Source organism: Halomonas sp. GFAJ-1 (genome assembly GCF_000236625.2).
In the GTDB taxonomy this organism is placed as follows: Bacteria; Pseudomonadota; Gammaproteobacteria; order Pseudomonadales; family Halomonadaceae; genus Vreelandella.
In genome coordinates, this window is record NZ_AHBC01000044.1 from 16,941 (window position 1) to 27,726 (window position 10,786).

At 54.3% G+C, this 10,786-nt stretch carries 8 protein-coding genes; 5 read left to right on the forward strand and 3 right to left on the reverse strand.

Annotated features, from left to right (window positions below; all coding sequences use genetic code 11):
• Nucleotides 1-60 precede the first annotated feature (60 nt).
• Nucleotides 61-414 (reverse strand): hydroxyisourate hydrolase, encoded by a 354-nt coding sequence (gene uraH / locus MOY_RS13145; RefSeq protein ID WP_009100562.1) that lies wholly within the window; start codon nt 412-414, stop codon nt 61-63.
• A 461-nt stretch (nt 415-875) separates the two neighbouring features.
• Between uraH and MOY_RS13150 the strand changes: the two genes are divergently transcribed.
• From MOY_RS13150 to MOY_RS13160, 3 genes are all read left to right on the forward strand, one after another.
• Nucleotides 876-2,345 (forward strand): uracil-xanthine permease family protein, encoded by a 1,470-nt coding sequence (locus MOY_RS13150; RefSeq protein WP_009100564.1) that lies wholly within the window; start codon nt 876-878, stop codon nt 2,343-2,345.
• A 166-nt stretch (nt 2,346-2,511) separates the two neighbouring features.
• Entirely contained in the window at nt 2,512-4,122 is a 1,611-nt protein-coding gene (locus MOY_RS13155; protein ID WP_009100566.1) for a methyl-accepting chemotaxis protein, read from the forward strand.
• 103 nt (nt 4,123-4,225) lie between these two features.
• A complete protein-coding gene (locus tag MOY_RS13160) occupies nt 4,226-4,744 on the forward strand; it encodes an AmiS/UreI family transporter (protein ID WP_009100567.1) in 519 nt (172 codons plus the stop codon).
• Here the strand turns inward: MOY_RS13160 and MOY_RS13165 are convergent.
• Nucleotides 4,734-5,093, reverse strand: a complete 360-nt coding sequence (locus MOY_RS13165; RefSeq protein WP_009100568.1) for a hypothetical protein — start codon at nt 5,091-5,093, stop codon at nt 4,734-4,736. The two genes, MOY_RS13160 and MOY_RS13165, sit on opposite strands and share 11 nt — an antisense overlap.
• Nucleotides 5,094-5,304: 211 nt before the next feature.
• Here MOY_RS13165 and MOY_RS13170 point away from each other — a divergent pair, with 211 nt between their 5' ends.
• Nucleotides 5,305-7,263, forward strand: coding sequence for a M1 family metallopeptidase (locus tag MOY_RS13170; protein ID WP_139029320.1), 1,959 nt, complete (start codon nt 5,305-5,307; stop codon nt 7,261-7,263).
• Between the two features lie 2 nt (nt 7,264-7,265).
• A complete protein-coding gene (locus MOY_RS13175; RefSeq protein ID WP_235803711.1) occupies nt 7,266-8,354 on the forward strand; it encodes an ADP-ribosylglycohydrolase family protein in 1,089 nt (362 codons plus the stop codon).
• 16 nt (nt 8,355-8,370) lie between these two features.
• Here MOY_RS13175 and ovoA read toward each other — a convergent pair whose 3' ends face one another.
• A complete protein-coding gene (gene ovoA / locus MOY_RS13180) occupies nt 8,371-10,518 on the reverse strand; it encodes a 5-histidylcysteine sulfoxide synthase (RefSeq protein WP_009100571.1) in 2,148 nt (715 codons plus the stop codon).
• Nucleotides 10,519-10,786 lie beyond the last annotated feature (268 nt).

Genomic DNA, 10,786 nt, shown 5'->3' on the forward strand with positions numbered 1-10,786 from the left:
TATGATTGTTTTAGGGCGGCTATATAAGCATTGTTAGGGGATTTTCTAAACGAACGGTGTTCAGCTGCCGCGGTAAGTCGAGTAAGCATAGGGTGAAAGCAGTAGCGGCACATGATAGTGCTGCGACGGGTCGTTCACCCCGAAACGCAGCGGGATAACGTCGAGAAAGCTGGGTGCTTGCAGCTCTATTCCCTGACGCTTTAAATAGTCGCCAGCATGAAACACCAGCTCATACTCACCTGTAACCAGCTCACTGCCTTCCAGTATCGGCGAATCACAACGGCCATCATCATTCGTCTCAACGGTCTTAAGAAGCTGGCGAAGCCCGCCTCCTAAACGGTAAACCTCGATTTTGATACCTTCTCCAGGCTGTCCCTGAGCGGTATCTAGTACGTGTGTCGTAAGGCGTCCCATCAGTTTCTCCTGAGGCTGTCTAACGAAGCCGCTGTGGGCGGCAGAGTGTCTAAAGCAGAGTGGGGATAAAAGAAGCTTAGTACCCCAGAACATACTGACAACATTTTTATATAATAAATCGCAACATTTCAAAGATTTTTTGTATACATTTTATTTTTCCCTACCAAATCGGGTCGTTATAGCGCTTCTGCACCTCATCCGGCGGCGCGCAACTATTTCTCAACAGTTAAATCGGTCGATGGTGATCTGCGTAAATCGCGTCCCTTTGAGCCGCCCGGGCCGATCCAGCGCTAAAATTAATGACCCCTGAGAATTATTGTCGACATCATTTGGCTAGCAAAAAGCACGCATATATTTATCAAAAAGTGTTTATTGATGAATAGTTTTTTGTGTACAGTACTGTCCAATAATAAGCACAGTAGCTCATCACTATTGAATACAAAAACAAAGGAGAAGCCGCTATGAATGAAGCCTCATCCTCTTCCGGACAGCAGCATCAACCGCCCAAGCGCAACACCTCGCTCTTTGATTTCTATGGAAAACCGCCATTTCTGAAGGCCCTTCCCCTATCGCTTCAGCATCTTCTGGCGATGGTTGCCGGTGTAATCACGCCTCCTATCATTGTTGCGGGTGTCGTGGGTGCAAGCATAGATGAACGGCTGCTACTTATTCAGATTGCCGTACTGGCTTCTGGGGTCTGTACCGTTTTTCACCTTTTCGGTGTGTGGAAATTTGGTGCCCGCTTGCCAGCAATTTTCGGCGTGGGGTTTGCCTACGTACCAACGTTAGTCGCCGTAGGCGCTCAGTACGGTATTGAAGGGATTCTTGGCGCGCAGCTGATTGGCGGCATGACCATGGTCGTAGTGGGTTATTTCATCCAGTACATTCGCCACCTCTTTCCGCCCGTTGTTGCTGGAACCGTGGTATTAGTTATCGGCCTTTCGCTTTACGATATTGCCATCCGCTACATGGCGGGCAGCGGTAACGTGAACGCTCCCAATTTTGGCGACCTTTCCAACTGGTTCGTAGCGATAGTCACGTTACTTACCGTATTGATTGCTGCTCAGTTCGGTAAAGGCGTGGTGAAGCTTTCTGCCATCATCGTGGGTATCGTGGTGGGCTATTTACTCTCGCTCTCTATGGGCATGGTCAGCTTTGAGAATGTTAGGAACGCTTCCTGGGGCGCGGTACCCAAAGTGATGCCTTTCGAGATAGAGTTTCACACCGCTGCTATCGCCTCCATGGTTGTCATCTGCATCATTAACTCCGTCCAAACCATCGGCGACCTGTCAGCAACGTCTGTCGCGGGCATGAACCGCGAGCTTAAAACCAAAGAGTTAACCGGCGGCTTATTGGGTAATGGTCTAACCACCACCGTCAGCGCTTTCTTTGGCGCGTTACCCACCTCTACGTTTAGCCAAAACGTGGGTATTGTTGCGATGACCAAGGTGATTAGCCGTTACGTTTTGGCACTCACCGGCATCTTCATGATTGTGGCCGGCCTTAGCCCGAAGTTTGGCGCTATCATCACCACCATTCCCTTCCCTGTGCTGGGTGGTGCAACGATTACCGTCTTCGGCATGATCACCATGACCGGCATTCAGCTACTGGTCAAAGATGAAATGTCCGCGCGCAACATGACCATCGTGGGCCTCTCTCTGGCACTAAGCCTAGGGATCTCTGCTGTTCCCGCCGCTATTGAGCAGTTCCCGGAAGTAGTAAGAGACCTGATTGGCGGCGCCCCTATTGTGGTAGCAGCCATCACGGCCTTCACACTCAATATCGTACTGCCCAAGAAGTCTCTTTCAGACGAAGCCAAGGAGCGAGAAGCCATTGCCAAAGCGGATGCAGAAGCAGAAGCAGAAGCGGCTAAAGCGGAAAGCACCAAACTGAGCCAAAAGCTCTCCCCAAATAACAGCAGCGCCGATTAAGTAACGTGACACAAATCCTGGGTAACAAAAGGTTATGACGACTTAATCACTGCCTGTAATCGCCCATAAGTGCGCAACAAAACTTATGCAATAGAACTGCTGCACTCGTCGGCAGTTCTATTTTGCGTTTATGGTCATCCTCCTACGGCTCAACTTAGGAATACCGATGCGTTTACTAGATAATATGACGTTAAGAATGAGCTGGACGCTGGTGCTACTCTCTTTCTTGCTTATGCTGCTTGTGCTTAGCGGCACAGGGCTTTATGCCGTCAACCACAGCCAACAAAGCCTTGAGCAGCTCACTAATGTCAATGTTAACCAGCAGTCTAGCCTCAACCGAACTAACTCTACGCTACAAAGCGCACGCCTGGGCATGGCACGCCTCTATGAAGAGTTAGTTGAGCCGCAAACAGCACTGGGCGCTGAAGAGAGGCAACAGCGCGCTGCTGAGCTGCGTAGCTCGCTCAATACGGCCCAAGAAGTGTTTTCAAACTTCCTTAAGCTCCCCGCCAACCCTGCCCACGAGACGGTCATTGCGCCTATCGCCGTAAGCTTCGATGCGCTGCTGGAAGAGCACCTTTTACGGCAAGTCACTGCACTGCAGCAAGGCGATGCGACGGCTTACCGCGAACAGCGTGATGCCGCTTACCAGGCTTATAGCGCTTTCTATCAAGATGCCATCGGCTTTTTTCATCGGGTAGAAGAAGAAGGTAACGAACGGCTGGCGAATTTTGACTCGGTTATCAGTCTTTCCACTATGACTATCATCACCGTCTTCATCATCGCGCTGATGGTTACCGTGGTGGTTTACTGGGGTGTAGGCGCTAATCTGATACGACCGATGCACCGTATTACCGACCATTTTCAAAGCATGGCGGAAGGCGACCTTTCCAGAGACGTGGAAACGCGCGGTCGTAATGAGATCGGCGTTCTTTTCGCTGCTCTACGTCACATGCAGCAAAGCTTGCTCGGTACCGTGACGACCGTTCGGGAAAGCAGTAGCGAAGTCTTTACCAGTGCCCAGGAAATCGCCAAAAGTAACCAAGACCTTGCCGCACGCACTGAACGGCAGTCTGCGTCGTTAACCGAAACCGCTTCCAGCATCGAAGAGATGACCTCGACGATGGAGCGCAATAGCGAAAACACCACCCAAGCACGACAAGTGGCTCGTGATGCCGCCCATAGCGCAGAACAAGGCGGCAGCGTGGTCAATGAGGTCATCAGCCACATGCACAACATCCGCGAAAGCTCGCAGAAAATCACCGACATCATCAAGCTGATTGACTCGATTGCTTTCCAGACCAATATTCTGGCGCTCAATGCGTCCGTTGAGGCGGCTCGCGCCGGGGAGCATGGTCGCGGTTTTGCCGTCGTCGCCAGCGAAGTACGTCAGCTAGCGACCCGCAGTGCGAGCGCCTCAACGGATATTCGTAAACTGATTGAAACATCGGTGGATATGGTAGAAGCCGGCACGCAACAAGCGGATAAAGCAGGCGAAACCATGGCCAAAATTATGGCTTCCGTCACTCAAGTCACCACGTTAATGGATGAGATATCGGTCGCCACCGAAGAGCAACGCGCGGGAATTAGAGAAGTTAATGTCGCCGCTAACGATATGGATCAAACCAATCAGCAAAATGCAGCGATGGTCGAACAAGCCAGTTCGGCCGCCATTGAGCTTCAGCACGAAGCTGAGCGCCTAACGTCTATTGTCGCTCGGTTTAAGCTCAATGAAGAGTTACCGCTGCTAACATCGCACGCTAGCCACGCCCACTAACGCTATTTATTAACGACGTGCCAAAAGCACAACACCACTAAAGAAAAAGTCACGTGAGCGATCACGTGGCTTCATTAAAACTAAACATCTGGAGCAAGTCAGCATGATCCTGGGTCTTACATTGCTATATGTGGGCGCTGTTTTGTTTATAAATGGTATCTGGCTCCTGGGAAAAATCAGTAACCACGAAGTATCCATCATCAACGTACTGGTTGGGTTGCTCAGCTTTATTATCGCCACGCACTTAATCTTCAAAGACCCCAGCAACACGATTGAGGTTAGCGCAGGGGCTTTTACGCTCTTATTTTCAATCACGTATCTGTGGGTAGGTGCCAACCAGTGGCTAAAATCTGACGGCAGAGGGCTAGGCTGGTTCTGCCTTTTTGTCAGCATTACCGCCGCAGTGATTGGCGTGCACTCCATCTCCAGCTTCGCAACCAGTTTCAAACTGTGGAATACGGTGAACTGGTTTGCATGGTCGCTTTTATGGCTCAGCTTCTTTTATCTGCTGGCACTGGCGAAGCCCATTCAACGTCCTGTCGCGACCTATACCATCTTTTGCGCCATCTTTACTGGCTGGATTCCAGGCGTAATGATTTTACTCGGGGTTATTAGCACGTGAGGCAGTCATCAACGTCTACTCGCGTAAGGATTAGCCGCCGCCCTTCCTTTGGTGAGAAGTGAAACTGGCCTTCTACCGTCACAGCGCCACCTAAATGCGGCGCTATTTGCTCATGTGGAAAGACCTCAACGCGATTAAGGTCTTCGTCCTCAATCCAGTAATGAAGGGGATCATCAAAGTGCCGCACTACGCCCTGGGTAACGATGTGTTTGTCGTCGAAGGCAGCAGGGTTATTCACCAGGATAGTCAGTGGCACTTCCACGGGCTCTTGCCCGCGGCACCCGCTCACAAGCGCTGCTATTAGCAGCGCGATTGCCGCAAAGCCTATGTATTTTTGGCGTGACCTCATTGCGTTGCTCCCTTTGAGTATCGACTGTTATTTGGCCTCTATGGCGTTTGTCATGGGCAGTTTCGCATGCGTGCATAGCACCCGCCATTCCGAACATTTCTTATACATCCTTTATATACCTTGATGCTCGCGGTAATGTATCCATTCAACTTCTGCCTTGGGGTGCCTGATGTTGTCTGTTCATCACTGCGGCTTACTGCGTCGAGTAAGCGTGAGCACTTTGTTATGGCTGTTGGCAACGGGTTTTGCCTGGGGGTCGCCGTCAGAGCACCCTGCTGACCGCACCCTGATCATCCAGTTCGACCCTTCCACGCGCTCGCTGCAAGGCGAGCTAAGCCAACCTCTCGCAACAGAACGCCGTTTTCGCTTGCTAGAAGGCCTAACGATCACCTCGGCAACGCATGGCGATAACGAGCTGGCGGTGACCCAAGAGGCAGATGGGCGCTGGCATCTACCGCTGGATGCCGGTGCGGCAGACAGCACTACGCCTGTGACGCTTCGCTGGGAGGGTACGCTGCCACAGGCCGATAGCGGCAGCCGTCACCAAGTATCAGCCGAAGGCAGTTTGCTACCCACCCGCGCGGACTGGTACCCACACCTTAACGACTACGCCATGCCCCTATGGTTAACCGTTAGCGTGCCAGACGGGCAGCTCGCCGTTGCCACCGGCTCGCTGGTAGAGGAACAGCACGCCGACAGCGCCCCCTATGTGGCACGCTTCTATCACCCGAACACCCGTGAGGTAGAGATTGCGTCCGGCCCCTGGCGGCTTCGCCAGCATGAGAGTGAAGGCGTGCAGCTGCGCACGCTCTTTCCTGAGGCGCTGGATGCCGCCTTTGGCGAGACGTATTTGCAACACGCCGCCGAACAGTTGGCGCTCTTTCAAGCACGCCTGGGGCCGCTGCCCTATACAAGCTTTTCCATCGCCGCGTCTCCCGCGCCTATAGGTCTCGCCTTTCCTGGTTTTACGCTGCTGGGCGAGCGCGTTATCCCCTTGCCCTTTATTCCTCACACTTCGTTGCCTCACGAATTAATGCACGCTTGGTGGGGAGCGGGGGTCAATGTCGACTACCCGAGCGGCAACTGGGCCGAGGCGCTGACCACGTACCTTGCCGATTACGCCTTGGCGGAGCAGCGTGGTGACGATGACGACATACGCCGCCTCTGGCTGGCCGACCTAGCCGCCCTCCCCAGCCGCCAGGAAACCGCCTTATTGGATTTTCGCGGAGGCCCCGACCCCGCAGGTCGCCTGATCGGCTACCAGCACGGCGCGATGCTCTTCCACATGCTGCGCCAGCGCATTGGTGACGAGGCGTTTGACCTCGGTCTCCGTCATTTTGCCGATCAGTGGATGCACCGTACCGCTGACTGGCAGGCGCTCATTGATGCTTTCAGCATGGCCTCTGGCGAATCACAAGACGCCTTTATCATGCCGTGGATCTACCAGCCAGGCCGCCCCACGCTGCACGTAGCGTCCATAAAAACCCAAGCCCACGAAGACGGCTACCGGATCAGCGGCACGCTGATCCAGCGCGGCCAACACGCGCCTTGGCCGCTGGAGGTGCCGTTGCTGGTCACCACCGAAGAGGGGCCCGTTAACATGCGCCAACCGATGCAAGACGCACAGCAAACCTTCGAACTACACCTGGCATCTCGCCCCCTATCGCTTGAGGTAGATCCAGGCGCCGACCTACTGCGCCACCCTGGCCCAACGCCGGCCATTCTGCGCCAGCTGATGCTTGACCCAACGACACGGGTGCTCGCTCTGGATGACGCTCTTTTCCCCTTGGCACGACAGGTGCTGGGGCGAGACGCCGAAGCGCTTACCACGCCGGTTAACCTGCAGGATGAGACGCAGCCACCGCTGTTAGTGATGGGTATTACAGAAGCAGTGAATGACTGGTATCAGCGTAACTCACTGCCCGCGCTGTCACAGCCATTAGCAAGCGCAGGAGAAGCCCGCTTTTGGATGGCGCCAGGCACACAAATCGGCTTGCTAAGCGGCAACGATGCCGAGGCCATCCGCCAGCTTGCCGCCTCGCTTCGTCACCACGGCCAGCAAAGCTATGTAGTCCAAGAACAAAACGGTGAGACCGTTCAGGCAGGACGCTGGCCAACGGAAGACTCCCCGCTCAACGTGACGTTCACCGCAAACGATTTCCAAGAGTAGAGATGACGACTATGACCCACACCGCGCACGCAAGAGCGACCGCCGCGCTTAAAAACCTGTTTATCGGCGATGCACTGGCCATGCCCGTGCACTGGTTCTACAACGTGCACGACATCGACCGCGCGTTTCCTGAGGGGATCAACACGTTTGAGGCGCCGCCTGCGTTTCACCCGTCATCGATTATGTCGATGCACTCCACCAGCGGCGGCGGCCGCAAGCGTGCAGGCAACCAACAGCCAGAGGTTGTCGGCGATGTTATTTTGAAAAGCAAGCAGGCCTACTGGAATCGACCCAATGTGCACTACCACCAGGGCATGCAGCCCGGTGATAACACGCTCAACGCCCACTGCGCGCTAACCCTAATGCGCACCCTGGCAGGGCCAGATCAACATTATGATAGCGACGCCTTCTTGAAGGCTTATATCCAGCTCATGACGGCGGAGCCCCCCGCCCACCCGGACACCTACGCCGAATCCTACCATCGTGGTTTTTTCGCCAATCTGGAAAAGGGGCTGCCTCCCAAGCAGTGTGGCGCCGTGACCCACGATACGCCTTCGATTGGTGGCTTGGTGACCATTGCGCCGCTGGCGATTAGCGAACGCCTGAAGGGTACGTCACTGGCAGACACCCGCAAGCTGTGCCGCCAGCACCTGGCCCTGACCCACCCGGACGCTTTTCTAGCGGACGTGTGTGACGCCTATGTAGAACTGATCGACAGCCTGTTGTTTAGAGGCGATGTCGATGCGGTAGAAGACACTCTGCTCAAGGCAACCCGAGGACTATCAAAGCTTGAGCTGACAAAGCTGGTGGAAAGCCAATACACCGAACGTGAGGTGGTAGGCAGTGTGTTATCCACCGCCTGTTACATCACCGACGCCTGGCCTGCCGTGCTCTACTTGGCCTGCAAACATCACAAAAACCCGTTAAAAGCCTTACAGGTCAACGCCGAAGTAGGCGGTGACAACGTTCACCGGGGGGCGGTGTTAGGGGTGTTGCTGGGGTTGATTAACGGCGAGGCGGACGAAGGCTTGTTTGCCCGGTTAACCGAACACGCGTCGATTAACCGGGCTATTGCGGGTCTGGTGGGCTAGAAGCCCATCAGGTGCTTTAGGAGCGCCGCTCCCACAAGGTGACTTCCGAGAGGCTGTGCTGATATTTATGCATGGTCTCGCGGATCACAAAGGGCACCTTTTCAGGCTCGCTGATCATCTGGAAGTGAGGTTCCAACAGCGCCTTTAAGCCATCCAGGGTAGTGACATTCTCCCCGTCTCGCTTGAAGCCACCAATCCACTCCTCCTTCGGCGTGTACTCTTCCAGCCAGGTATAGGGCGAGGCGATCATCAAAATACCGCCCGCGTTGATGCGCTCGTGAATGGTTCGCAAAAACTGCGCCGGCTTATAAAGCCGGTCGATCAGGTTGGCCGCCAGCACTAAGTCGTAATGGCTAAACTGCGGTTTGAGGTTGCAGGCATCGCCCTGGTGGAAGCTAACCCGGCTCGCCGCCTCTTCCAGCCCCAGGCTCGCCAAGGTGCGCTCCTGATAGCTAACCAGCTCGCCCTCTTCAACCCGGGTATAGCGCAGCACTTTCTGCTCAGCCATTTCCACGCCTTGGCGAATAAAGTTGGCCGAAAAATCCACCCCGTCAACATGCTCAAACTCACGGGCCAGCTCAAAGCTGGAACGCCCGCTGGCACAGCCCAGATCCAGGGCACGCTTTTTCTGCTTGCCCGCTACGCTCGCCAGTGCCCGGTTGGCTAATGCCTGCGGGAAGTTGGCAACGCCAAACCACTCATCGCCGTAATGGAATTCCGCGTACTCAGCCATGCGGGCATCGCTTTCGTAATAGGCGCTGGGCATTTTGACTTCAGCATCCGACACCACATAGCGGAAGCCCGCATGCTGGAAGAAGTGACGGCGAAACGCATAGCGGGCGCTGAGCCGCGTTTCGTTACCACAGGAGATCCAGGAGCCGCCCTTGATCAGGTTATGCTGGTTATCGAACGTCGGCGTGGTGAAATCATCGTACAGCGGATGCACGTCAAAGCCTGGGAACGGATAGGTGGGCGTTTCCACCCACTGCCAAACGTTGCCCACCACATCAAACCATTGGCCGTGCTGGAAGCGGGTCACTGGGCATGAAGACGCGCCGTGATCTAAATGCAGGTTGGCGTTGGCAGGCATATCGCTTGCAAGCTCAGAAACACCCGCCGCCTCCACCAGGCGATGCCATTCATCTTCTGTTGGCATACGTACCGACTGGCCGGTCTGCGCGCTTTTCCAGTTACAGAACGCTTTGGCCTCGTGGAAGTTGACCTCCACCGGCCAGTCCCAAGGCATTTCGACCTCTTCGGTCATCAAGCGCAAAAACCACTCGTTTTTCCACACCCAAAACGTCGGATGCGTTGCCTTGGCAAAGTTTCGCCAGCCCAACCCCTCTTCCGACCAGAACGTGTCGGTGAGGTAGCCACCGGCCTCAACAAACTCAAGAAACTCACTGTTGCTGACCAGAAACTGGCTCGCCTTGAACTCTTCAACGTCGCTGTGGTGATGGCCGTACTCGTTGTCCCAGCCGTAGAAAGGATCATCGAAGGATTTACCTAACGTCACCTCCCCTTTCGGTACCGTGATTAGGCTATTTTCCGGCGGCTCACCGGTCGTACGGATAGGTGCCCACTCAGGTTGCGGTGTCACTAGCTCAAGCAGCTGCTGGCGAATCAACACCGACGAAGTTTCCAAATGAATCCGCTCGTGCTCAATACCCATGACGATGGGCCAGAACGGGCTTTGCCAATCGACGGGTAGCGACAGCGGTAACTCGCGGATCAAGGTGAGTACCGCCGCACGAACCTTGGCGCGATACGCCATCACCTCACTGACCGACGGCCACTCATAGTGATCATCATTCAGGTCGTCCCAGCTCATCTCATCGACGCCAACCGCGAAAATAGACTCCATATTCGGGTCGATGCGCGCCGGCAGAAGTTTCGCCAGCACCAGCTTGTTGATGAAAAACGTCGCGGTATGCCCAATATAGAAAATTAGCGGGTGCCTAAGCGGGATGGACTTACGAACGTACGCCTCCTCATTCACCAGCGTGCTAAAAAGCGACTCGTAGCGGTCAAACGTCGCGGTAAAACAGGCTTCAATCTCTCGGCGTGTGGCTTCAGGGTCTTTACCCGCAAGCATCACAGAGCGGGGGAAGAGAGCAGACGATGCCGATTCCTGTAGCCCAGCGGGGGAATTAGTGGAAGTCATAGTTGTTGGCGCCTTTTAGCTTGAACGACGAGGGTTAGCATAGGTAAACATATAAAAGCATTAAAAACCAAAAACTAGTACAAAATCTACCATTAGTTGTACAAATATGAATATGCGGAAATTTGCATTTAATCGACAAACCTCGTTGGTCAACAATTTTTTTCAAAAAAAGCACGGACTTGCTAGGTTTTCATAGCAGAATCTTGTAGTAGGGAGATTAACAGGTAAAGGAGTAGACTAATCATTATCCAGGCGAACGTTTAGCCCT

Excerpts from the sequence above, each read along its gene's own strand:
- uraH (WP_009100562.1), bottom strand. The coding sequence starts at position 414 with ATGGGACGCCTTACGACACACGTACTAGATACCGCTCAGGGACAGCCT.
- MOY_RS13165 (WP_009100568.1), bottom strand. The coding sequence starts at position 5,093 with ATGAGGTCACGCCAAAAATACATAGGCTTTGCGGCAATCGCGCTGCTA.
- MOY_RS13175 (WP_235803711.1), top strand. The coding sequence starts at position 7,266 with ATGACGACTATGACCCACACCGCGCACGCAAGAGCGACCGCCGCGCTT.
- MOY_RS13155 (WP_009100566.1), top strand. The coding sequence starts at position 2,512 with ATGCGTTTACTAGATAATATGACGTTAAGAATGAGCTGGACGCTGGTG.
- ovoA (WP_009100571.1), bottom strand. The coding sequence starts at position 10,518 with ATGACTTCCACTAATTCCCCCGCTGGGCTACAGGAATCGGCATCGTCT.
- MOY_RS13150 (WP_009100564.1), top strand. The coding sequence starts at position 876 with ATGAATGAAGCCTCATCCTCTTCCGGACAGCAGCATCAACCGCCCAAG.
- MOY_RS13160 (WP_009100567.1), top strand. The coding sequence starts at position 4,226 with ATGATCCTGGGTCTTACATTGCTATATGTGGGCGCTGTTTTGTTTATA.